Annotated in this window: 23 protein-coding genes; 5 read left to right on the plus strand and 18 right to left on the minus strand. The window is 63.4% G+C overall.

Features of this window, described 5'->3' with window-relative positions; genetic code table 11:
• Positions 1-22 precede the first annotated feature (22 nt).
• Both flgK and CTR53_RS10075 read left to right on the plus strand, forming a co-directional pair.
• The gene (flgK, locus tag CTR53_RS10070; RefSeq protein ID WP_290812308.1) at positions 23-1,411 is read left to right on the plus strand and encodes a flagellar hook-associated protein FlgK; all 1,389 of its coding nucleotides are present in this window, start codon (positions 23-25) and stop codon (positions 1,409-1,411) included.
• 3 nt (positions 1,412-1,414) lie between these two features.
• Positions 1,415-2,437, plus strand: coding sequence for a flagellin (locus tag CTR53_RS10075; protein ID WP_290812311.1), 1,023 nt, complete (start codon positions 1,415-1,417; stop codon positions 2,435-2,437).
• Here CTR53_RS10075 and CTR53_RS10080 read toward each other — a convergent pair.
• From CTR53_RS10080 to CTR53_RS10090, 3 genes are all read right to left on the minus strand, one after another.
• Positions 2,424-2,942, minus strand: coding sequence for an isoprenylcysteine carboxylmethyltransferase family protein (locus tag CTR53_RS10080; protein WP_290812314.1), 519 nt, complete (start codon positions 2,940-2,942; stop codon positions 2,424-2,426). The genes CTR53_RS10075 and CTR53_RS10080 overlap by 14 nt on opposite strands.
• A complete protein-coding gene (locus tag CTR53_RS10085) occupies positions 2,939-4,012 on the minus strand; it encodes a type III polyketide synthase (RefSeq protein ID WP_290812317.1) in 1,074 nt (357 codons plus the stop codon). Before CTR53_RS10085 ends, CTR53_RS10080 begins: the two co-directional genes overlap by 4 nt.
• A gap of 96 nt (positions 4,013-4,108) precedes the next feature.
• On the minus strand, positions 4,109-5,197 hold the full coding sequence (locus tag CTR53_RS10090; protein WP_290812320.1) for an alkene reductase: 1,089 nt from the start codon (positions 5,195-5,197) through the stop codon (positions 4,109-4,111).
• A gap of 397 nt (positions 5,198-5,594) precedes the next feature.
• On the opposite strand from CTR53_RS10090, the gene CTR53_RS10095 reads away from it, so the two are divergent.
• Both CTR53_RS10095 and CTR53_RS10100 read left to right on the plus strand, forming a co-directional pair.
• Positions 5,595-6,149 carry a hypothetical protein gene (locus CTR53_RS10095; RefSeq protein WP_290812323.1) on the plus strand — a complete coding sequence of 185 codons (555 nt, stop codon included), beginning with the start codon at positions 5,595-5,597 and terminating at the stop codon, positions 6,147-6,149.
• Positions 6,142-6,708 carry a hypothetical protein gene (locus CTR53_RS10100; RefSeq protein ID WP_290812326.1) on the plus strand — a complete coding sequence of 189 codons (567 nt, stop codon included), beginning with the start codon at positions 6,142-6,144 and terminating at the stop codon, positions 6,706-6,708. Before CTR53_RS10095 ends, CTR53_RS10100 begins: the two co-directional genes overlap by 8 nt.
• 213 nt (positions 6,709-6,921) lie before the next feature.
• Here CTR53_RS10100 and CTR53_RS10105 read toward each other — a convergent pair whose 3' ends face one another.
• The 11 genes from CTR53_RS10105 to alr form a co-directional block, all read right to left on the minus strand.
• A complete protein-coding gene (locus CTR53_RS10105) occupies positions 6,922-8,205 on the minus strand; it encodes an NAD(P)/FAD-dependent oxidoreductase (protein ID WP_290812329.1) in 1,284 nt (427 codons plus the stop codon).
• A gap of 14 nt (positions 8,206-8,219) precedes the next feature.
• The gene (locus CTR53_RS10110) at positions 8,220-8,525 is read right to left on the minus strand and encodes a hypothetical protein (protein ID WP_290812332.1); all 306 of its coding nucleotides are present in this window, start codon (positions 8,523-8,525) and stop codon (positions 8,220-8,222) included.
• Between the two features lie 82 nt (positions 8,526-8,607).
• Complete coding sequence (locus tag CTR53_RS10115; RefSeq protein WP_290812335.1) at positions 8,608-9,513, minus strand: DMT family transporter; 906 nt, start codon at positions 9,511-9,513, stop codon at positions 8,608-8,610.
• Between the two features lie 102 nt (positions 9,514-9,615).
• Positions 9,616-10,362, minus strand: a complete 747-nt coding sequence (locus CTR53_RS10120; protein ID WP_290812338.1) for a hypothetical protein — start codon at positions 10,360-10,362, stop codon at positions 9,616-9,618.
• Between the two features lie 10 nt (positions 10,363-10,372).
• Positions 10,373-11,095 (minus strand): SDR family NAD(P)-dependent oxidoreductase, encoded by a 723-nt coding sequence (locus CTR53_RS10125; RefSeq protein ID WP_290812341.1) that lies wholly within the window; start codon positions 11,093-11,095, stop codon positions 10,373-10,375.
• Positions 11,096-11,120: 25 nt separating this feature from the next.
• Positions 11,121-12,578, minus strand: coding sequence for an amidophosphoribosyltransferase (gene purF / locus CTR53_RS10130; protein ID WP_290812343.1), 1,458 nt, complete (start codon positions 12,576-12,578; stop codon positions 11,121-11,123).
• A gap of 46 nt (positions 12,579-12,624) precedes the next feature.
• Positions 12,625-13,281 (minus strand): CvpA family protein, encoded by a 657-nt coding sequence (locus CTR53_RS10135; protein WP_290812346.1) that lies wholly within the window; start codon positions 13,279-13,281, stop codon positions 12,625-12,627.
• Positions 13,282-13,284: 3 nt separating this feature from the next.
• Positions 13,285-14,733, minus strand: a complete 1,449-nt coding sequence (gene radA / locus CTR53_RS10140) for a DNA repair protein RadA (protein WP_290812349.1) — start codon at positions 14,731-14,733, stop codon at positions 13,285-13,287.
• 136 nt (positions 14,734-14,869) lie between these two features.
• On the minus strand, positions 14,870-15,649 hold the full coding sequence (locus tag CTR53_RS10145; RefSeq protein ID WP_290812352.1) for an ABC transporter ATP-binding protein: 780 nt from the start codon (positions 15,647-15,649) through the stop codon (positions 14,870-14,872).
• Entirely contained in the window at positions 15,646-16,422 is a 777-nt protein-coding gene (locus CTR53_RS10150) for an ABC transporter permease (RefSeq protein WP_290812355.1), read from the minus strand. Before CTR53_RS10150 ends, CTR53_RS10145 begins: the two co-directional genes overlap by 4 nt.
• Positions 16,419-17,552, minus strand: coding sequence for an alanine racemase (alr, locus tag CTR53_RS10155; RefSeq protein ID WP_290812358.1), 1,134 nt, complete (start codon positions 17,550-17,552; stop codon positions 16,419-16,421). Before alr ends, CTR53_RS10150 begins: the two co-directional genes overlap by 4 nt.
• A gap of 189 nt (positions 17,553-17,741) precedes the next feature.
• Between alr and CTR53_RS10160 the strand changes: the two genes are divergently transcribed.
• Positions 17,742-18,662: a DMT family transporter gene (locus tag CTR53_RS10160; protein WP_290812361.1), complete on the plus strand. Its 921-nt coding sequence runs from the start codon at positions 17,742-17,744 to the stop codon at positions 18,660-18,662.
• On the opposite strand, the gene CTR53_RS10165 is transcribed toward CTR53_RS10160, so the two are convergent.
• The 4 genes from CTR53_RS10165 to CTR53_RS10180 all read right to left on the minus strand — a co-directional run bounded on the left by CTR53_RS10165 (position 18,659) and on the right by CTR53_RS10180 (position 22,928).
• Positions 18,659-20,887 (minus strand): methyl-accepting chemotaxis protein, encoded by a 2,229-nt coding sequence (locus CTR53_RS10165; RefSeq protein ID WP_290812363.1) that lies wholly within the window; start codon positions 20,885-20,887, stop codon positions 18,659-18,661. The genes CTR53_RS10160 and CTR53_RS10165 overlap by 4 nt on opposite strands.
• Before the next feature lie 114 nt (positions 20,888-21,001).
• On the minus strand, positions 21,002-21,808 hold the full coding sequence (locus CTR53_RS10170) for a ZIP family metal transporter (RefSeq protein ID WP_290812366.1): 807 nt from the start codon (positions 21,806-21,808) through the stop codon (positions 21,002-21,004).
• A gap of 65 nt (positions 21,809-21,873) precedes the next feature.
• Positions 21,874-22,311 carry a carboxymuconolactone decarboxylase family protein gene (locus CTR53_RS10175; RefSeq protein ID WP_290812369.1) on the minus strand — a complete coding sequence of 146 codons (438 nt, stop codon included), beginning with the start codon at positions 22,309-22,311 and terminating at the stop codon, positions 21,874-21,876.
• Between the two features lie 116 nt (positions 22,312-22,427).
• Positions 22,428-22,928, minus strand: coding sequence for a Spy/CpxP family protein refolding chaperone (locus CTR53_RS10180; protein WP_290812372.1), 501 nt, complete (start codon positions 22,926-22,928; stop codon positions 22,428-22,430).
• Positions 22,929-23,083: the final 155 nt, after the last annotated feature.

Consider the following 23,083-nt stretch of genomic DNA (forward strand, 5'->3'; position numbering starts at 1 on the left):
CCGGATCTGAGGAGGCGAGATCATGTCGCTGACGGCCGCACTCAACACCGCGCTGATGGGCCTGTCGACCATACAGGCTCAGACGGGGGTGGCTTCGGGCAATATCGCGAATGCGCAGAACCCGAACTACGCCCGCAAGATGGTGCAGCTCACCACGCCGGCCGCCGGCGGCGATCCGATGGCGGCGGTGGTGGCTGCCATCGTGCGCGCCGCCGCGCCGGACGTGCTGCAGGATTACTACGGCGCCACGGCGGATTACGGCCGGCTGAGTACGAGTGCCGATCAGGCGCGTCGTCTGGCGGAAGTGCTGGGGATAGACATCACAGACGGTGGGCAGACGCCGCTGGAATCGCGGCTGACCAGTTTCGAGGATGCCGTGAAGCGGCTGGAAGCGACACCGGAAGATACGACGCTGAAGGCGCTGGTAGTGCAGCGCGGCCAGGAACTCGCCAAGGAGGTCAACCGGCTTGCCGGCCAGCGCACCACGCTGCAGAATCTGGCGCAGGACGATATCCGGCTGGGCGTCGACACGCTGAACGATGCCACCAAGGGCATCGCCGCCCTGAATGCCAAGATCGTCAGCCTGAAGGCCACCGGTATGCCGACCGGAGATCTGGAAGATCTGCGTGACGCCGAAGTGGCCAAGATCGCGGGTTTGGTCGGCGTACGCACCGTCATGGCCGACAACGGCTCCATGTCACTCTACACTGATGCTGGTGTCCAGCTGGTTGGCGTGACGGCGCAAAATTTCAGCTACGATACCAATACCGGCACGATCAGCAATGGCACTGGTGGCGATGTCACCGGGGGATTCGACCAGGGATCGTTGCGTGCCAGCCTGGACTATCTGAACGGCAGCGCCGCGGCGCTGGCCAGTTCGGACGGCAATGTCGGCGCGATGGAGAAATTCTTCAACCAGCTCGATTCCATGGCGCGCAACATCGCCGACGTTGTGAACGCCGCTTACGGTTCGAATCTGTTCAACTACACGGCAGGGAATGCCGCCGCCACGCTGGAGATCGACGGCTCTTTCACGGCCGATCCGACGACGCTGGACGCCACCCGCATGGGAGATGTTCAGCAGGCGATGCGCAATACCACGCTGACCGCGGCGCAGATCAATCCGGCCGGCGAGCCGAACGGGCTCAGCACCGCCAATGTCAATATCTTCGGCCTGGTCAGCGGCGTGATGGCCTATCACGCCCGGCAGGTCTTCGACAACGAAGCCGCCCGCGACACCGCCGAGAATCTGCAGGCCAGCGTCGAACAGAAATTCCGCAATCTCACCGGCGTCAATGTCGATGACGAACTGGCACAACTAACCGTGCTGCAGAACAACTACGCGGCACTCGCCCAGGTGATGAATGCGATCCGCGAAATGTTCGATGAAATAATCTCAATCGGGAGGTAGATCATGGTTGCCCTGACCGGAACGACCCAGCTGGCCATGCAGCAGGCGATGAGCCGCAATATCAGCCTGCTCACCACCATGCTGAACCGGCAGAACCAGCAGCTCGCCACCGGGCTGAAGCTGGACGGCCTGATCGGCGTTTCCAGCCAGGCGCAGGAACTCGGTGCACTGAAGTCCAAACTCGGCACGGTGGAGAACTATACCGAGGCGCTGAAGACGGCAGCCAATCGCACTGATCTCTATGCACTTTCGCTGGAGAAGATCATCGACCTGGCGACCGACGCCAAGGACATGATGATCAAGAACCGCGACCCGTATTTTGCATCCACGGCCGCCCCGGCGACGCAGGCCGCCACGCTGCTCAATCAGATCGGCAGTATCCTGCAAACCAAGGACGGCGACCGCTACATCTTCTCCGGCAGCAATTACAACGCCAATCCGCTGTCGGGCGCGCTGTCTGACCTGCCGGCGGTCTATGGACCGGGCGCAGTGCCGGGTACGCCGGGCTATGACGATCCGCTACAGGTGGTAACGGATGGAACCCAGCCCGGCCAGCCGCCGTATCTCAATCTCGGCCCCGCCGACCTGCAGAATTTCTATGATACGAGTGAAGTCGGGCTTTACGTGGACGACAATGAGCGCGTTTCCTATGGTGTCTCCGCCGTGGAGTCGGGCTTTCAGCGCGTGATCGATGCTATCTTGCGTTTCCGCGATGCCACGGCCGATCTCGGTGTGGACGATCCGAACTATCAGGCTCGTGTCGACGATGCGATGAAACAGCTCGACCTGGCGATTTCAGATCTCAAGTCGACAGCCTCAAGCAACGGCTACCGGCAGCAGCATCTCGAAGAGGTGCAGGAGCGTCATGCCCGCGCGGCCGATCTGCTGAAAATCCGCATCGGCGGCATCCAGGATGCGGATACCGCCGAGGTCACAACCAGCATCGCCGGCCTGCAATCGGCACTGGAGGCATCCTATGTGGTGACCAGCAAGATGCTGTCGCTCTCGCTGGTCAATTACCTGTAGCCGGAGCAATTGTACGTCGTGATTGCAGCGCATTTTCTTCCACGCGGATGCGATGCCAGAGCAACAGCGCATTGAGCAGGCTCCAGATCAGCGCGATCTGCCAGGCACCGAATGCCAGCGGCAGTACAGCGATCTCGCCGACCACCACGGCATAGTTGGGGTGCCGCAGCCAGCGGAACGGGCCATGCCGCACCAGTGGTGCGGAATCCAGTGTGATGATGCGGGTGGTCCAGTAAGGTCCGAGCGTGACCACCACCCAGATGCGCAGGAGCTGTAGCACCGCGAATACACACAGCAATGGCCAATGCGGTGGTGTTTCGGCGGGAACCGTCAGCGCCAGCGCGATCAGCCATGAGCCATGCAGCAGCACGAAGAGCGGATAGTGCCCTGCGCCAATCTCTTGTGCGCCGCGCGCCAGCAGGCGGCGGGTGTTGCGCGCCGACCAGACCAGTTCGGCCAGGCGTTGCACCACGACGAAAGCCAGTACGATGTGAAAGACGGTCATTGCAGATCGATGACCTGCAGCGCAGCTGTGAAACCGGGACCGAGCGCGGTCAGCAGTTGCCGGCCGTGCACGCCATCCGCCATCGCGGCAGCCAGAACGAACAGCACGGTGACCGAGGACATATTGCCATGTTCGCGCAGCACCTCGCGGGCATGACGCATGGCACCGTGCTGCAGATCGAAGCATTCCTCCAGCGCATCCAGCACCTTGGCGCCACCGGGGTGGCAGAGATAGCCGGCGATCTCTTCGGGCAGGATGCCATGATCGGCAAAGAAGCGGTCGACCACCGGGCGCAGGTCGTTACGTACCAGGTCTGGGATATTGCCCGAGAAGATCACCTTCAGCCCATCATCGCCGACATCCCAGCCCATCACATCCAGGCTGTTGGGCCAGGTATGTTCGCCGGCCGCGCCCAGCATGGGCTTGCCGGCATGACGGCTGCGGCTGCTGATCACGGCCGCCGCTGCGCCATCGCCAAAGAGAGCAGTGGCGACGATGTTGCTTTTCGAACGGTCCTGCGCGCGGAAGGTCAGTCCGCAGAGTTCGACCGCCAGCAGCAGCACATTGGATTGCGGCCGCGCCTTGGCCATCGCGGCGGCGCGCGAGAGGCCGAGTACGCCGCCGGCGCAGCCCAGGCCGAAGACCGGCAGGCGTTGCACGTCGCTGCGCAGGCGAAGCCGGCCGATCAGCCGTGCATCCAGGCTGGGTGTGGCAATGCCGGTGGAGCAGATGGTGACGACGATGTCGATCTCATGGGCCGCAATACCAGCTTCCGCCAATGCCTTCTCGGCCGCCTCGGCCAGCAGGTCGGTGGCATTGCCGAGAAACAGGTCGTTGCGCTCGCCGAATGAATGCCGCTGGACGTACCAGTCGATTGGCACGCAGGAATGGCGCTGCTCGATTTCTGCGTTGCGATAGATCGGCGTCAGGCGGCCGAAATCGGAAACCATCGGCGCGAACAGTTCGCCGGCGCGACGCGCGACGTCATCCTGTGCCAGTCCAAAATCCGGCACGGCGGTTGCCAGCGATACCAGATGCGCGGTCGGCTGGCGAAAGACACTGCTGTTCATGAACGCTCCCGGGTCAAGCCATCAGCCTAACCCAAGGGCGTGCATCCAGTTCCTCACGCCTTGGTGAGTGAATTGAGGTCCAAGGTTATTCGGAAGTTATTCCGCTGCCACGGCGGAGAGCGCCGGATAGTCGGTATAACCCTCGGCGCCGCCGCCATAGAGCGTGGTGCGGTTGAGTTGCGCCAGCGGAGCATCATTGCGCAGGCGCTCGACCAGATCGGGGTTGCTGATGAAGGGCCGGCCGAAGGCAATCAGGTCGGCGCGACCGTTGACCACTGCATTCTCCGCCATGGCGCGGTCATAGCCGTTATTGGCGATCCAGGCGCCGCGATAGCGGCTGCGCAGCGCGCCGTAATCGAAGGGCAGGTTGTCGCGCGGACCGCCGGTCGAGCCCTCGATCACATGGATATAGACCAGGCCGAGCCGGTCGAGCTGTTCGACCACATAGTTGAACAGAGGCTGCGGATTGCTGTCGACCGCGTCGTTGGCAGGTGTCACCGGTGAGATGCGGATGGCGGTGCGGTCAGCGCCGATCTCCTTCACGATAGCTTCGGTCACTTCCAGCAGTAGGCGGGCACGGTTCTCGATACTGCCGCCGTAAGCGTCCGTGCGCTGGTTGATGCCGTCGCGCAGGAACTGGTCGAGCAGGTAGCCATTGGCGCCGTGGATCTCGACGCCGTCGAAGCCGGCAGCGACTGCATTCGCCGCACCCTTGCGATAGCCATCGACGATGGCTGGGATTTCATCCAGCCGCAGCGCACGCGGTTCCGAGACATCGGTGAAAGTGCCGCCGACGAAGGTCTTGGTCTTGGCGCGGATGGCAGACGGCGCCACGGGAGCCTGACCACCCGGTTGCAGGTCGACATGGCTGACGCGGCCGACATGCCAGAGCTGCAGGAAGATGCGACCGCCCCCGGCATGCACGGCATCGGTCACGCGTTTCCAGCCCGCCACCTGCTCGGCGGAGTGAATACCGGGCGTATCCTGATAGCCCTGGCCCTCGGGCACCACCTGCGTAGCCTCGGCCACGATCAGGCCCGCGCCGGCGCGCTGCGCATAATATTCGGCCATCAGCGCGGTCGGCACATTCCCGGCACCGGCGCGGTTGCGAGTCAGCGGAGCCATCACGATGCGGTTGGAAAGCCTGAGGTTGCCGAGGCGGTAGCTGTCGAAGAGTCCGGTCATGGGAGTCCATCAGGGAAGGGAAGGGGAATGGTCCTAGAGAGTGCGGCGACGCCTAAAAGGCAAGTGCGCCGGCCTTTGCAGAAAGATGATTTGTATTTGACGTGGCGTCATCACGTCAGGCCGGAGTACGGGAGCTGGGCGGCCGTTGGGGGACTCGGGGCCGTACGACCGTAACGGGCGAAACCGTTCCGTCCGATGCCCCGGAATCCGGCCGTCCCGGGTTATCGGAAAACCACCCGGCGATGAGAATCAAATTTATAGTTAAGCTATTGTTATTATTATAATTTTATGAATCTTTGGAATTCTTGTGAGAATAAGCGTTGCCAAGAATTAACGGCTGGGCAATGAACAACTGCTACTAGAATTCTTGCAGTCCCGAAGCGAACCCAGTTTTCCCATGAATATCGTCGACATCGCGTTTGCGACCATTCCGGGCATGATCCTGCTGCTGGCCATTGGCATCGGCGGCGATGCCCTGTCGCGCCTGATCAAGACGATGGCGACCAGACACCATGACCTCGGTCAACTGACTTCAGCAGCCGAAGAGGCGCGGCGCATCTACCATGAAAAGGCCGGCCTGCTGGCCGATCGCAACAAGCGGCTGCAGGGGATTGAGTCGCAGTATCTCGGCGTATTCCGCGAGGTACAGGCCCTGCGCAATGCCGAAGAGGCGCTGCAGGATCCGCAGAACAACACAGTCTTCGAGATCGGCGTTCCGGCCATGGGCGCGCAGGGCTGGTATGCCCGTGTGCTGCTGCGCCGCAAGCACGACATGTTTCATGGTCTTGGCACCACGTCGACCAACAGCGAAGGTTATCGCATGGGCCGGCTGGTGATCTGGGGCGTCGACGGCGACACGGCGAAGCAGCTCTGTTACCAGCGGTTCAACAAGGAAGCCTCGATCCTCTCGATCCAGCCGTTCCGTGGAAAGCTGAAGCGCGCCGATGTCTAGCCTGTTCAATCTCGACATGATGTCGTTGACCTATGTGCTGGTGGCAGCGGCCAATCTGGCGCTGGTCCTGCTGATTGGAAATCTGACCTACGAGCGCGCGCGCGACGCCTGGCACTCGGTCAGCGGCCGGGCAAACACCCTGCAGACCAGCCTGACCGATCTGCAGGCATCTGCCGAAGCAGCGGAACGCCAGTCCGCCGAGGCGGACCAGAATATCGGTGCTGCGCTGAAGAAACTGGCCGCCATCGAAGACGAGCTCGAGCAGCTGAAAAAGCGGCATGAGGAAGAACCGCTGCCTTTTGTCTACCGCGTCACGCCAACCGAGAATTTCGATCCCGGCGGTGCAATCTGGGAATTCCTCGTGCAGCATGATGAAGGCCTGCAGGAGATCGATGCGCATCATCCGGCGCGTCAATGGGTCAACGGTCGCCATTACCTGATCCAGGGGGCGACGCAAAAGGCCGCCCAGCGCCAGCTCGAGCGGCATGTGCCGGAATCGGCCGGTTTCCGCATCACGCTGCTGCGCAATCATGATACCGGCTTCGCGAAAGCCGGCTGATTCCACACCTGATTTGACGTTGTATGACCGCGAGACATGACGTGGGGGCTGACAGTTTCTGTCAGTTCCGCTGCGCTCTCCGGCCTGTGACCGCGATCACAGCGCAGGGCCGGGTGACCGTGGAATGATCTCCGGGTCAGCGTCGAGGGATGACCCTCGTGTTCCCCAACTGAAGCCCCGGAGCCTTGTGCTCCGGGGTTTTCTTTTTTTGGCTTAACCAAATGTGTCGGCGATGATGCTGGCATACCAACCCATCGTGTATTCGGCTTCGGCCTTGCGTTGCGCGGCGGTGGCACGTGCCGGCGACACGCCGCCGGAATTCGGCACCAGCGTCGGACCTTGCGGGCCCGGACGATAGGTATCGCTGACCGAGATGCCGTAGTCCGGCGTCACCAGGCTGTAGCAGGTATTGTGATACACGGCGGCCGGCGGCTGCACGCCGCGCAGGCTCGCCACGATGTTGGCTGCTACCACTTTGGCCTGGCTGTTGGCCGAAGTGCCGGATTTCGGCATCTGGCCGGCAATCGAGGCATCGCCCAGCACATAGACATTCTGCGCTTTGCGCGACGCGAAGTTGTTGGGATCGACGGCGCACCAGCCATTCGACTCTGCAAGTCCGGCATCCAGCGCGATCTTGCCCGCCGTCTGCGGCGGGATCACATTGATCACCGCGCCTTTCTCCTTGCCGAAGCCAGCGGTCACCGTCATCCCCTTGGGATCGACGCTTTCCACCTTGCCGCCGTCCTTGCCGGCGATCCAGGTGATCATGCCGGGATACTGGCTTTCCCAGCCGGCCATGAACAAGCCCTGCTTGGAGAAGGCATCCTTGGCATCCAGCACCAGGATCTTCGACTTTGGCTTACGGGTCTTCAGGTACCAGGCGATCATGCTGACGCGCTCGTAGGGACCGGGCGGACAGCGGAAGGGATTGGCCGGTGGCGCGATGATCACGGTGCCGCCATCGGCCATGGCTTCCAGCTGCCTGCGCAGCAGCACCGTCTGCGGACCGGCTTTCCAGGCATGCGGCATCACCGTATTGGCGGCCCGCTCGCTCCAGCCCGGCACGCCGGCATAATTCAGCTCGATGCCGGGAGCGACGACCAATCGGTCATAAGGCAGATTGGCGCCGTCCTTCAGCTTCACGCTGCGGGCACTGGTATCGACAGCCGTGGCTTCGCCGCGCACCAGCCGCACGCCGTAGCGCTGGCGCAGCGGATCGCGCCCATGCGTGATGCTGTTGATGTCGCGGATACCGGCCAGCACATAGTTCGAGAAGGGGCAGGTGACATAGGTGGCATCGCGCTCCACCAGCACCACATCAATGTCGGGCGAGAACAGTTTTATATAGCGCGCGGCCGTCGCACCGCCGAAGCCGCCACCGATCACGACGACGCGGCCGGCCGAGCCTTGCGCGCGGGCAATGTGGGGCGCCGCGAAGAGTCCGGCGGTGGCGCCGAGACCGGCGAGGATTTTGCGGCGAGAGATATTCGAGGTCATGGCTGTTCTCCCGCTCAGTTCTTCGACAGATAATCGGCGAGCGCCTTGAGCTGCTCATCCGAATAGCCGCGAGAGATACGCCCCATAATGGTGCTGGGGCGCTTGTCGGTCTTCAGCTCGATCAGCGCCGTGTACAGTGTCGCGGCATCGACGCCGCGGATCGCCGGCATGGTCGGCGAGAGATACGACTGGCTGCCATGGCAGACATTGCAGCCCTGTGCGGCCAGTGCCGTATCGTTAAGTGGGATGCGTTGCTGGGCAACAGCGCTGCCGGCCGTCAGCACAAGTGCGACGGCAAGGGCATGAATCCGGAATGACATGAGGTGCATTCTCCCCTCTGCTGGTGGGAGCATGCTATGCCGGTGGCGCTATTTTATCAAATTCAGGTCGTTGATAATAATTTTATACATTCAGCGTAGTGTTATTTGGCTTTGCCTCCTGCCGCTCACCGCGCGCGGCCAGCAGGATCGCACCGATGATCATCGCGGCACCGGCCAGAGTGGTCGGTTCCAGTGACTCGTTATAGGCAACCGCGCCCACCACCAGCGCAGTGACCAGTTCGCTGGCGCCGGCGACGGCCGTGCGTTCGGCCCCCGCGATGGGCGCGCCATAAAGCAGCAGCCCAAGTGCAAACACCGTGCTCAGCAGCGCCAGCGCGATCGCTGCGCCCCAGCCGGCGGCAGTGGCGGGCGCTGTGATGCGGCCTTCCATGACCAGACCGAGCACGACCATCGCGATCAGCCCGCCGAGAAAGACGCCGCCGAGCCGCACCGGAATGGTCATCGAACTGAGGCGCTTGGCGGCGATATGCACGAACAGCGCATAGGCAGCAGGCGGCACGAAGGCCATACCGAGCCCGACCGGATCGACCTGATCGCCAAAGCCAGTCGGAGCGAGGATCAGGATCGCAGCAAGCAGAACGATCAGCGCGGCCGTGGCATTCTGCCATGTCAGCTTCTCGCGGAAGCCGAGCCAGCCGATCAGGATGGTGAAAAGCGGATAGGTGAAGAGGATCAGTACTGTCAGCGCGACGGTGAGGCGTTCGAGCGCCAGGAAGTAGAAGAGGTTGATGCCCATGTAACCAGCGCCTGTCAGGACGGCGATCAGCGTATCGCGCCGTGCCGCCAGTAGACGCGGCAGGAAGGGCAGCAGGCAGAGTACGGCAAATCCGAAGCGCCAGCTCAGCAGCGACAGCGCGGATAAACCGTCGGCATAGGCGGTGCGGGCAAACAGCGGCATCAGACCGAAGCCGATGGCACCGAGGGCGACCAGTGCCATGCCGGTGGCGGGAGAGCGAGTAGATTGCATGCTTGACTGTCACTTTCGGGCTTGACCCGAGAGTCCCATTTGTTTTTTCCACCATAAAAAACGGGATGCGCGGGTCAAGCCCGGGCATGACCGGATACGTAATCAGGCAGCGAAGCTGGCGCTGACTGGCGGCAGGTTGGCAATGCGGCCGGTCAGCTGTGCGCCTTTGGCAAAGAAGCGCAGTCCGGTGAAGGAACCGGTGGTGACGATCTGGCCCGGCTGTACGCCACCGCAGTGATCGCCGCAGGTGCGGACCAAGTCGGCCAGCATCCCGAACGGCGTATTGGTGTTCAGCATTGCCGGGCCGGCGCAGACATCCACGCCGTCGGCGGTCAGTTGCACTTGCGGACGGGCGAAATCGTCAGGCTGCCACGGTGTCGTCAACGGTTCAGCATAGACCAGCCCCGCGTTGAGCTGGAAATCGGCCAGCTGCCACAGCTTGCTGGCGGTTCTCGGTTCGGCCAGCCGGCTGTCGACGATCTCGAACACCGTCATCGGCGTGACGCAGGCCGCCAGCGCCGGCAGGAAATCATGCGCACCAGGCGAGGGCAGTGGCGCATCGATCCGGAAGCCGAGTTCGAGTTCCGCACCGCGCAGGCGGCATTCCGCCGGCTGGCGCGTATCGGGCGCCGGACGCATCAGGTCGGCGCGGATCGGTGCAAAGATCAGCGGCGAGCCCGCGTCCCAGCGGCCGACTTTCCAGCCGCGGACACGGCCAAGCCCGGCCATCACGCCGGACTGGATCGCATAGACGGCGTCGAAACCGGGAAGGTCTTCGGTGGGCTGCAGTAATGGCCCGCCGCGTCGTGCCGCCAGCAGTTGGTCAACGATAGCGGCGATCTGCGTCATGCGGCGAAGGTCAGGCCTTGATCCCACAGAAGTCGCGGGCGTTGATCCATTCGCCGTTGCGCGTGCTGCTGGCTTCGGCCAGGGCGACGAAGACTTCGGTGATGTCTTCCGGTTTCGGCAGCGTGCTCGGATCTTCGCCAGGGAAGGCCTCGGCGCGCATCTTCGAGCGTGTGCCGCCCGGATTGACCAGGTTCACACGGATGTTGCTCTGCGCCACTTCCTTCGCATAACCCATCACCATGTTGTCGAGCGCCGCTTTCGAGGCCGCATAAGCGCCCCAATAGGCGCGGATTTCGCGGCTGACGGTGGAGGTGACGAAAATCGCGCGGCCGGCGGTGGAGGCGAACAGCAACGGATGCACGGCGCGGATCAGGCGCTGGTTGGCATGCACGTTCACCTTGAATACCTCTTCCCACAGATTGGGCGGGAACTGATGCAGCGGCGTCATGCGGCCGAAGATGCCGGCATTGCCCACGAGAATGTCGATGCGGCCGAAGCGCTCCAGCAGCGGTGCGGCCAGGCCGTCGATCATCTCGGTCTTGGCAAGGTCGAGCGGGATCAGCGTGGTGGAACCGCCGAGCGCCTTGATCTCGTCATCGAGTTCTTCCAGGCCGCCGGTGGTGCGGGCGACGCAGATTACATGCGCGCCTTCGGCAGCATAACGTTTGGCAATCGCGGCGCCGATGCCGCGGCTGGCGCCGGTGATCAGCGCGATCCGGTCCTTGAGACGCATTCTTCTACAGTCTTCTTGTTACGGGTTACGCCGTTTCGGCGAGCAGGGTGAGCTGGCGCGGGCCGCGGGTGCCGCGGTTGACTTCGTCGGTCAGGCCGATCGGATAATCGCCCGAGAAACAGGCGTCGCAGAAAGCGGGCTTCAGCGGATCGCGCGCCGGCTTGCCCATGGCGCGATACAGGCCCTCCATATTCAGGAAGGCAAGGCTGTCGGCCTTGATGAACTTGGTCATCTCTTCAATCGAGTGGGTCGCCGCCAGCAGCTTGCCGCGTTCCGGCGTATCGACGCCGTAGAAGCAGCTATGCGTGGTCGGCGGCGATGCGATGCGCATATGCACTTCCTTGGCGCCAGCATCGCGCACCATCTCGACGATCTTGGTCGAGGTCGTACCACGCACGATGGAGTCATCCACCAGGATCACCCGCTTGCCTTCGATATAGGCGCGATTGGCGTTGTGCTTCAGCTTCACGCCCAGATGGCGGATCTGGTCGGTCGGCTCGATGAAGGTGCGGCCGACATAATGATTGCGGATGATACCAAGCTCGAACGGGATCTTGCTTTCGGCCGCATAGCCGATGGCGGCCGGCACGCCGGAATCGGGCACCGGGATCACCACATCGGCATCGACGGCACTGGCGCGGGCCAGTTCGGCGCCGATGCGCTTGCGCGATTCATAGACGCTGAGGCCTTCCATCTGCGAGTCCGGCCGGGCGAAGTAGATGTATTCGAAGATGCAGAAGCGGCGCTGCACTGGCGGGAAGGGGTGGTGACTGTGGATGCCCTCGGCATCGATCACGATCAGCTCACCCGGCTCCACGTCGCGCACGAAGTCGGCGCCCATGATGTCGAGCGCGCAGGTCTCGGACGCCAGGATCGGCGCGCCCTTGAGGTTGCCCAGCACCAGCGGACGTACGCCCCAGGGATCGCGCACGCCGATCAGCTTCTTCGGCGTCAGCGCCACCAGCGCATAGGCACCTTCGATCTGCTTCAGCGCGTCGACGATGCGGTCGACCACGCTGGTCTTGCGGCTCAGCGCCACCAGATGGGTGATCACTTCGGTGTCCATGGTGGACTGGAAGATGCTGCCCTTGGCCACGAGGTCGTCGCGGATCATGCGCGCGTTGGTCAGGTTGCCGTTATGGGCCAGCGCAATGCCGCCCAGTTCGAGATCGGCATAGATCGGTTGCACGTTGCGCAGCAGCGTGCCGCCCGAGGTGGAATAGCGCACATGGCCGATGGCGCGGTCGCCCGGCAGTTCGCGGATCACCTTCTCGGAGGAGAAGTTCGGGGCGACATGGCCCAGCGCACGGTGACTGTTAAAGCGGCCTTCGTTATAGGCGACGATGCCCGCCGCCTCCTGGCCGCGATGCTGAAGCGCGTGCAGGCCCAGCACCGTGTTGGCAGCGGCGTCGGACGTACCGAAGATGCCGAAGATGCCGCATTCTTCATGCAGCTTGTCGTCGTCGAAGGGGTTCGTTTGCATTTCTAACGGCTCCATCGTCCGACGAGCGAAACCGGCTCGTGGCGGCTCAAGGTTTGTCCTGCTTCTGGATCAGACTCTCGATGCCCTGGCGTTCCTCGGTCTTATACCCGGTTTGGGCGCGCGAGTCAGCGCCGCCCCCCGGATTTGTATGGGCTGGAATGGGAGTGGATTGCGGCCCAACCGCCCTTTTCGGGGGTACCCGAGTCGGGTCAATTTGCCGCAGGATCATCTCGGCACCCCATTCATACCCCATCACCGCCAGCGGGCGGGTGCGGGCTTCGGCCAGCCAGGTCGGCTGGGTCTGCACCGGAATCAGCCTGTCCACGATCCACCAAGCCACCACAATGATCAGCGCACCCCGGGCCAGACCGAACAGGAAGCCCAGTGAGCGGTCGACGGCAGAAATCGCCGAAGCCCGTCGAACCTGTTCGGAAATCCAGTGAGTCAGGATCGAACACAGAATCAGGGTCGGCAGGAAGAGGGCGATGCCGGCCGCGATATCGGCGAAAATCCGTGACTCGATATAGGTACGCGCAATGTCGCGGGCAAGGGGGAAGAAGAAGTAGGTAACGGCCAGCGCGGCCACCCAGCCGACGATGGACAGCACTTCCTTCACAAAGCCCCGGAACAGCGCCAGCAAAGCTGACAGCAGCAGGATGACGATGACGATCAGGTCGACGATATTGATTGGCAGGGACGACACGGCTCAGTCCTCCTCACCGGTCCAGTTCGCACCGCCACGGCCGGCATTGGCGCGCTTGGCGGCAGCCCGGGCAGCGGGGAAGAGTTCGACCAGTTCGTTCAGCCGCATCAACTCGCTCGTTCCGATATCCTTGACCTTAGATTTTGCGCCAGCCGGCATGACAGCGTGGGTGAAACCGAGCTTGGCCGCTTCCTTCAGCCGCGAGTCCGACTGGCTGACCGGGCGGACTTCGCCGGCCAGGCTTGCCTCGCCGAAGAAAACCGTACGTTCCGGTGCCGGCGTATCGGCCAGAGCCGACAATAGCGCAGCAGCGACGGCCAGATCGGCGGCCGGCTCCACGACCCGCAGTCCGCCGGCCACGTTGAGATAGACGTCGCAGCCCGAGTAACGCAAGCCGCATCTTGCATCCAGTACCGCCAGCACCATGGCCAACCGGCCGGAATCCCAGCCGACGACGGTGCGGCGCGGTGTCGCAAGCGGCGAAGGGGCGACCAGCGCCTGGATTTCCACCAATAAGGGCCGCGTACCTTCCATACCCGCGAAGATGGCAGAACCGGCGACGGGGTCGGCCTTGCCGGCTTCCGAGCGGCCGAGGAACAGGGCCGAGGGATTGGCCACTTCGGCCAGGCCGCCATCGGTCATGCTGAATACGCCGATTTCGTCGGTGGCGCCGAAGCGGTTTTTCACCGCGCGCAGGATGCGGAACTGATGGCCGCGCTCGCCCTCGAAATACAGCACGGTGTCGACCATATGCTCGACCACGCGGGGGCCGGCGATCTGGCCGTCCTTGGTGACATGGCCCACGAGGAACACGGCGGCATTCGACTGTTTGGCGACGCGGACCAGTTCATGGGCGCAGGCGCGCACCTGGTTCACCGTGCCGGGCGCGCTTTCGATATTGTCGGCGAAGATCGTCTGGATCGAGTCAATCACGATCACGGCAGGGCCACCCTTGGCCTGGCTCATCGCCTGATCGATGCCGGCGAGGATGTCGCGCAGGCTGTTGGCCGCTGACAGCATCACCGGCGCATCGGCCAGACCCAGACGCTGCGCGCGCAGGCCGATCTGTGCCACGGCCTCTTCGCCCGACACATACAGCGCTGTCGTGCCCTTGCGGGCGAGCGAGGCGACAGCCTGCAGCAGAATGGTGGATTTGCCGATGCCGGGATCGCCGCCGATCAGGATGGCGGAGCCGGGCACCAGGCCGCCACCCAGCACGCGGTCGAATTCATTGATGCCGCTGATGGTGCGTACCACCTTGTCGGGCTGTGTGCTCAGACTGGCGAAGCCGATCGCCTTGCCCTTGCCGGCGGAAAGGCCCTTCGGCACGGCAACCTTGGGCGCTTCCTCAATGATCGTGTTCCAGCCGCCGCAGGCATCGCAGCGGCCCTGCCACTTGCGGTAGGCGGCGCCGCAGTTCTGGCAGACGAAGGATTCCGACGCCTTTGCCATCGCTAAACCGCGGTCGTCATCCCGGCCAAGCGACGCTGTTGCGTCGCGCGAGCCGGGATCCCATTTTGCGATGGTGAGGAAATGGGACCCCGGGTCAAGCCCGGGGTGACGATGTGTGAAAACGCGTTAAGCCGGTTCAAGGCTTCAGCACTTCCATCTTGATCGGGCCTTCCGCCCGACCATGGATGAACTGGTCGACATAGTCGTTGCCGGACGTGTCGACCTGCGAGGCCGGACCGTGCCAGATGATCTTGCCCTTGTAGATCATGGCGATGTAGTCGGCGATCTTGCGCGCACTGGCCATGTCGTGGGTGATGCTGAGCGTGGTGGCGCCCAGCTTGCGTACGCAGGACACAATCAGGTCGTTGATCACATCGGCCATGATCGGATCGAGGCCGGTGGTCGGCTCGTCGAAGAAGATGATTTCGGGTTCGGCAGCGATCGCGCGCGCCAGCGCTACGCGCTTCTGCATGCCGCCGGAAAGTTCGGCCGGCGAAAGTTCTGCCACTTCGGGACCGAGACCGACCTGGCCCAGCTTTTCCAGCGCGATCTCTTTCGCCTCGCCGCGCGGCATATTGCGGCCCTGGATCAGGCCGAAGGCGACGTTCTCCCAGACTTTCAGGGAGTCGAACAGGGCGGAGCCCTGAAACAGCATGCCGAACTTGCGCAAAGCCTCTTCGCGCTCGCCGTTATCGAATTTCATCGAATCCTGGCCGTCGATCAGGATCTGGCCGCTGTCGGGCCGGATCAGGCCGAGCACGCATTTCAGCATCACCGACTTTCCGGTGCCCGAGCCGCCGATCACCACCAGCGACTTGCCACGCGGCACTTCCAGGTTCAGGCCGTCGAGCACGACCTTCCTGCCGAAGCGCTTGTGAATGTCCTTGAGGACGATTTTGTTCGGAGTGTCGCTCATTTGCCGGCGAAGAAGAGTTCGGTGACGAAATAGTTGGCGACCAGGATCAGAATCGAGGCCGAGACCACCGCATCGGTGGTGGCCTTGCCCACGCCCTGCGCGCCGCCGCGCGATTGGAAGCCGTGATAGCAACCCATCAGCGCGATGATGAAGCCGAACACCGCTGCCTTTACCAGACCCGACACGACGTCCAGCGTCTGCAGGAAGTCCAGCGTGTTCTTCATATAGGTGCCGGCATTGAAGCCCAGCTTGTGCGTGGCGATCAGGTAGCCGCCCATCACGCCGATGATATCGGCCACCAGCACCAGCACCGGCAGTGACAGCGTGGCGGCCAGCAGGCGCGGCGCCACCAGATACTTGAACGGGTTGGTGGAGAGCGTGGTGAGCGCATCGATCTGTTCGGTCACGCGCATGGTGCCGATCTCAGCGGCCATGGCAGAGGCAACACGACCGGCGACCATCAGGCCGCCCAGCACCGGGCCGAGTTCACGCGTGATGCCCAGCACCACGATGCTGGCCACCGCGCTTTCGGCATTGAAACGTCCGGCGCCGATGAAGATCTGCAGCGCCAGCACCATGCCTGTGAACAACGCGGTCAGGCCGACGACCGGCAGCGAGAAATAGCCGATGGTCATCATCTGCCGCACCAGCAGGCGCAGATAGAAGGGCGGCATGAAGATGTGGCGCACGCCGTGGAAGGTGAAGACCGCGACGCGACCGATGGCGGTCAGGAAGTCGAGGAAGACGCGGCCGATGATGGCAAGCGGGTTCATGCGGCGCTCTTGTAAATACGGCGGTAGCGCCGGCCGAGCTGGGTCAGCAGTTCGTAGCCGATGGTGCCGGCCAGTGCTGCCTGTTCGTCGATGTCGATGCCGCCGCCGAGCAGGCTGACCGGCGTGCCGGGCGGGCAATCGCCTACGTCGAGCGCAGAGACATCCAGCGTGATCAGATCCATCGAGACCCGCCCCGCGATCGGCACTCGCACATGGCCCTGGCGACCTTTGATGATGGCGTTGCCCCGGCCGGACAGCGCGCGAGAAAATCCGTCAGCATAACCGACCGCCACAGTGGCAATTTGGGTCGGTTTTTCAACGATATAGCCGGCACCGTAGCCAACGGTCATGCCCCTGTCAACGGAACGGACCTGCAGTATTTTGCCTTGCAGATGAACCACTTCCGCCATACGGCTGGCTTCACGGCGCGGCCCGGCCGAGGGGTCCAGCGGATTGGCGCCATAGAGCGCGATTCCCGGCCGCAGGATGTCATGATGGAAGTCCGGGCCCAGGAAAATCCCGGCCGAATTGGCCAGACTGCCCTTCAGGTTGGGGAAGCGCTGGCGCAGGGCTGCGAAGCTGTCGGCCTGCTGGCGGTTCAGCGGATGGTCCGGCTCGTCGGAACAGGCGAGGTGGCTCATCACGAAAGCCAGGTCGATGCCATCCAGCCGAGACGGGTCGGTGGCGACCGCATAGGCCTCGGCTTCCGACAGGCCGAGCCGGTTCATGCCGGTATCGACATGCAGCGCGGCGGGCAGCCGGCGGCCGAGTTTTTTCGCAAGCTGGGACCAGGCGGCGATCTGCCCCGGCGTTGAGAGCACCGGCGTGAGATTGGCGGCCGCCAGTTCGGCTTCACCGCCCATGGTCGGGCCGTGCAGGATATGGATAGTGGCATCCGGCAGGGCCTGCCGCAGCGCCAGCGCTTCCTCGGAATGCGCCACGAAAAAGCGGCGACATCCGGCCTTTTGCAGCGCCTTGCCCACTTCGGCAGCACCGACGCCATAGGCATCCGCCTTCACCACCGCGGCGCATTCCGCCTGGGGCGCCATGCCGCCCAGCCGCCGCCAGTTGGCGACCAGCGCATCGAGATCGATATGGAGAATCGCCTGGTCGCCGGAAATGAAAGTCATGGCCGGTGTTTAGCCCAGCCGTCATGAAAGGGACAGGGTTTTCACAAGCCTTGCCGCGACCGGCGGGGCGGGTCACATTACCGGTCAAGGGGGACTGGCCACGGAAGAGGGCGTTGCAGGCGGCGAAACTGCGTCGTCTGCATGAGTGTTGCCAAGTCCGTGTCGCCAATCTGTATCCCCTGGGGAAACATGTCCGTCCCGCCTGCCGATCAATCCCTGCTGACCCGTCTGTTCGCCAATCCCTATCTGCTGCTGGTGCTGACCGTGGCAATGTGGGGCGGCCATTCCGTCGTCAGCCGCATGGCGGTTGGTGAAATCTCACCGGCCTCGCTCACCCTGCTGCGCTGGCTGATCGTCGCCGGCATCATGTTCTCGCTGGCGGGTCGGGGCCTGCGCGAACACTGGCCGGTGCTGAAGCCGCGCATTCCCTATCTCGCCATGATGGGGGCGCTGGGCTACACCAGCTACAACATCCTGCTCTACTGGTCGGCTTATACGACCACGGCGATCAACATCAACATCATCAATGCGGCGATGCCGGCGATGATTCTGATCGGCGCGCTGGTCTTCTATCGCCAGCCGGTCACCAGATTGCAGTGGGTCGGCATGGTGGTGTCGATGGCCGGCGTGGTGTGGACGGCCGCCAAAGGCGACCTGCAGCATCTGCTGGAACTCACCGTCAACCGCGGCGACATTCTGATCCTGATCGCGGTGATCTTCTATTCCGGCTATTCGCTGCTGCTGCGCCACCGTCCCTTGGTGCCCAGCCTGGTCTTTTTCGCAGCCCTGACGCCGGCAGCGCTTCTCTCGTCATTCTTCCCGCTGGCTTATGAAATTGCCATGGGTGAATTCTTCTGGCCGACCACGAAGGGCTGGATGCTGCTGATCTACGTGGCAATCTTCCCGTCGCTGCTGTCGCAGATCTTCTATATGCGCGGCGTCGAACTGATCGGCGCCGGCCGGGCCGGGCTGTTCACCAACCTGATGCCGCTGTTCGGCGCCAGCTTCGCCATGTTGATTCTGGGCGAGCAGCTGGCGCTCTATCACGTCGTCGCACTGGTGCTCGTGCTCGGCGGCATCCTGCTCGCCGAGCTCAAGCGTCCGGCTTAACTCACGCGGAAGAAGGCGACGAGGCGGGTCAGTTCCTTGGCCTGACCGGCGAGCGCCTGGGCCGAGGCCGAGGTCTCTTCCACCAGTGCGCCGTTGCGCTGGGTCATCTCGTCCATGCTGCCGACGGCGGTGTTGATCTGATCGAGGCCCATGGCCTGCTCGCGCGAGGCCGCGGCAATCTCGGCGACGATATCCGACACCTTCTTGATCGCGGTGACGATCTCGGTCAGCGAGGTGCCCGTCTGGTTCACCAGGCTGGCGCCGGTCTTCACCTGTGCGTTTGACTCGGTGATCAGCGACTTGATCTCGCGACTGGCATCGGCCGAACGCTGGGCGAGGGCACGCACTTCCTGTGCCACGACGGCGAAACCCTTGCCGGCTTCGCCGGCACGTGCGGCTTCCACCGAAGCATTCAGCGCAAGAAGATTCGTCTGGAAGGCGATCTCGTCGATCAGTCCGACGATGTCGGAAATCTTTTGCGCGCTTTCCTCGATCCGCGTTACGGCACCGACGGCATCGCTGACCACACTGCCACCCTTTTCGGCGGTATCGCGCGCCGCTACCGCCAACTGGTTGGCGGCCTGCGCATTGTCGGCATTCTGTTTCACCGTGGTGGTGATCTCGTGCATCGAGGCGGCGGTCTCTTCAATCGATGCGGCCTGCGATTCCGTGCGCTGCGCCAGATCCTGGCTGCCGGTCGAGATTTCCGAAGAGGCGTCGTTCACCGCCGAAGCCGCTTCGGCGATACCCTTCACGGTGCCGGCCAATTTCTCGCTGCTGGCATTCACATTATCCTTCAGTTCGGCGAACACGCCCTGATACTCGCCATCCACACGGCGGGTCAGGTCGCCGCCGGCCATGGCCGCCAGCACGCGGCCGACCTCGTCGATAGCGGTGCTGACGCTGCCGACTAGGCTGTTGATGCCGGTCCCCAATTTGTGCATCACGCCTTCCAGACCGGCCGTGTCGATGCGTTTGCCGAGATCGCCGGCGACGGCGGCCTGCACCACCATGCCGACCGAGCGGTCGAGTTCCGCCTCTTGCGCGGCACGGTCGCGTTCGCGCTGTTCGCGGTCGATCTCCACCTGCTGGCGCAGGCGTTCATTCTCCTGGCCGTTCTCCTTGAATACCTGCACGGCCTTGGCCATGCGGCCGATTTCGTCGCCGCGGTCCAGTCCAGGCACGGCAGCGGCATAATCGCCGGTCGAGATCACGCCCATGCTTTCGGTCAGGGCCAGGACCGGCCGCCGGATAGACCGGCCGATCAGCATGGCGGCAGCCAATGCGGCGATCAGCGCGATCGGTGCAAGAACGGCGATGGTGGCCAGCGTCAGTTCCAGGTTGCGGTGCATGGCCGCTTCGACTTGGTCAAGTTCGGCGCTACGGGTCGCAGCCAGCGCATTGGCGCGTTCGATGCCACCGACGGCGGCTTGAGTCATGCGGCCTGCCATGTCGGTATTGATGCGGCCGATGGAAGTCATCACCTTGACCAGTCCTTCGCCATAGGCGGCGGCAGCTTCCTTCATCTCTTCGCCGGCCGACATCTGTCCCTTGGTGATCAGGCGGTCGGCAAAGGAAGCGCTCGCGGTGCCGAGTTCACCGGTCAACTGCTGTGTACGCTGGAGCAGTTCGGGACGCGGCCGATAGAGATACTGGTAGGCAGACGCACCGATGGAGTTCAGAAGGTCGGAAACCCGCGAGGCTTCGAAGGCCGTCTGGTAATCGTTGGTGGCAACGGCCTGCGATATCATCTGCGGCAGAATCTGGCGGATCATGGTGCTGGCCGGCACGACGTCTTTCTGGAACACGCCGTTATAGTCTGCCTTGGCGGCGACGGTTTCTTCGATCGCGGCGCTGAACTGGTTTGTCAGGTCGCGGATCTCACCCAGGATGCGGCGCTCGTTGGCATCGGCATCCTTCTCGGCTTCCGCAATCGTTGCCGGGATTTCCTGCAGCAGCTTGCGCGCATTCTCCAGTGCCGGCTGGCTGTCGCGGTCGGTATAGAGCAGCACGTTGCGGCTCAGGTCGATGATGTCGCGCTCCGCCCGCAGTACTGCACGGGTGGCATCGGAGGTCTCGTCGAAACTGTCGAAGAGTTCGCTGGCATTATTGCTGCCGAAGATGCCGGCACCGGCTACGATCAGCAGCAGTACAATCACGATGCCGAAACCAAGATTGATGCGGCCGCCGATGGAGAGAGTTGCGGTCGAGTTCTGCGACGCCATGATTTTCTCCTCATGCGCCTCGCCGACAGGCCTGCGCGATTTTGTTTGTACTCAGACGAGACGGTATTTTAGCCCTACAAACTGAGACGGGAAACCGTCGGCGACAACTGGCGGTCAGCCGAGCGCCACATCCAGATAGAGCATGACCACGAAACCGCCAAACAAGGCCGAGGTCGCGCCGCGTTCGACGCCATGGCGATGGGTTTCGGGGATCACCTCGGACGAGATGATAAACAGCATCGCGCCGGCCGCAAAAGCCAGTGCCCAGGGCAACAGGCCGCCCGAGACGGCCAGCGCGCCGGCACCCACGAGACCGCCGAGCGGTTCCAGCGCACCGGTCAGCGCCGCCACCAGGAAGGCGGCCTTGCGGGTGTAACCTTCGCCACGCAGGGCGACGGCAACTGCCAGGCCCTCGGGCAGATTCTGCAGGCCGATGCCGAAGGTGACCCCCAGCCCGCTGCTGAGATCGCCGCTGGCGGCGCCGATGCCGACGGCAAGGCCTTCAGGGAAGTTATGCAGTGCGATGGCGATGACAAAGAGCCAGACGCGGGCGAGCCGCGAGGCGTCGGCGCCTTCGCGGCCTTTCATGCCGAAATGTTCGTGCGGCGCCAGGCTGTGCGCCAGATGCATGGTCAATGCGCCAACCAGCAGTGCGGCGATCACGCCGAGCGCCGCGCCACTCGGGCTGTGCAAGACCTTCTCGGCTTGGCCCAGCGCCGGCAGCAGCAGCGAGAAGAAGGTGGCCGCCAGCATGATGCCGGCGGCAAAGGCCAGCATCAGGTTGCGCGTGCTGTCTTTCATCGTGCCAAGGAACAGCACGGGCGCCGCGCCCAGCGTGGTGGCACCGAAACCGGCAACCACGCTGGCCAGCACGCCCAGCAGGAAGGGCGAGAAAGGGGGAATGGCGGCGGCGAGGTCCATGCCCGTGATGTAGCATGGACCTCGTTGCTGTTAACAGGGCCGCCTTTAACAGGCTTGGGCCCGGTTCAGGCCGGTGCGCCCTTGCACATGGCAATCGCCAGCCGGTTCCAGGCGTTCATCGCGACGATGGCGATGGTCAGGTCGGTGAGCGTGCGGTCATCGAACTGCGCTTTGGCGGCCTGATAGACATCCTCGGCGACGCGCTGATGTTCCAGTCGTGTGACGGCTTCGGCATAGGCCAGCGCTGCCTGTTCCTTCGCATCGAACAGAGGTGACTCCCACCAGATGGAGACATGATGCAGCTTGCGTTCGTTGGAGCCGTGCTGCAGGGCATCCTTGACATGCTGGTCGACGCAATAGGCGCAGCCGTTGATCTGCGATACCCGGATCCAGATCATATCGAGGAAGGGACGGGGCAGGGTCTTGATCAGATAGGGCTGGCTGGCGAACAGGCCCTTTACCCCGTCGGGGCTGAGGGCGCGGTAATCGAGACGCTGGGTCATGGCTTTTCTCCTTGTGACATACCCCAGACGATAGGCCCGGCCGGTTTGTGACAGCCAGGGCCATAAAAATGGGGCCCTCATGAAAGAGGGCCCCGCGCCAAAGGCTTAATGCCGGTTTAATGGTACTTCGCCGCCCGGTGCCTGCCACCCATATGACCATGCTGGCCAAACAGCTGGTCGGCGGTCTGCTTCTGCTCAGCCGACAGCGACTGGTAGAGCGGACGGAAGGCGGCGAGATAGCGGTCCTGTGCAGCCGTCATCTCTTTCATCGCCGTGCTGCGGCGCTCCAGCTTCTCGAGTGCCGAGGCCGGAGCAGTGGTCGCGCTGGCCTGCTGACGCAGCGCATGGCGCTCCTGCATCGTCCTGGCGCCGGCACGCATCTCGTCGGCCAGCTTGTCGAACAGCGGCGTCTGCTGCGCGGTCAGTTTCAGTTCGGTCTTCAGGAAGGCGATACGGCCTTCAATGAAGCGGCCCGGCGCCGGGCGAACATGATCGGCGCGCTGCACTTGCGCAGCCGGTGCACCGGGCTGTTGTGCGGCAGGCTGTGCAAGCGCGAGTCCGCCGGCAAAACCGGTGGCGATCACACTGGCGGCGATGAGCAGATTGCGAGCGGACATGCTGAAGCTCCTGTGATTGCGAAAGGGGGCGGTGTGTTTTTTGTCACCGTCCCCAAGCAACACGCAGCATGTTCGCAAATCCTGCGGTGGATCTTTTTTGGCGGTTATCCCGCCGATCGGGGGCGTCAGTAGGCGTCCGGCAGGTGGTCGGACTG

The organism is Ferrovibrio sp. (genome assembly GCF_002796975.1).
Lineage (GTDB): Bacteria > Pseudomonadota > Alphaproteobacteria > Ferrovibrionales > Ferrovibrionaceae > Ferrovibrio.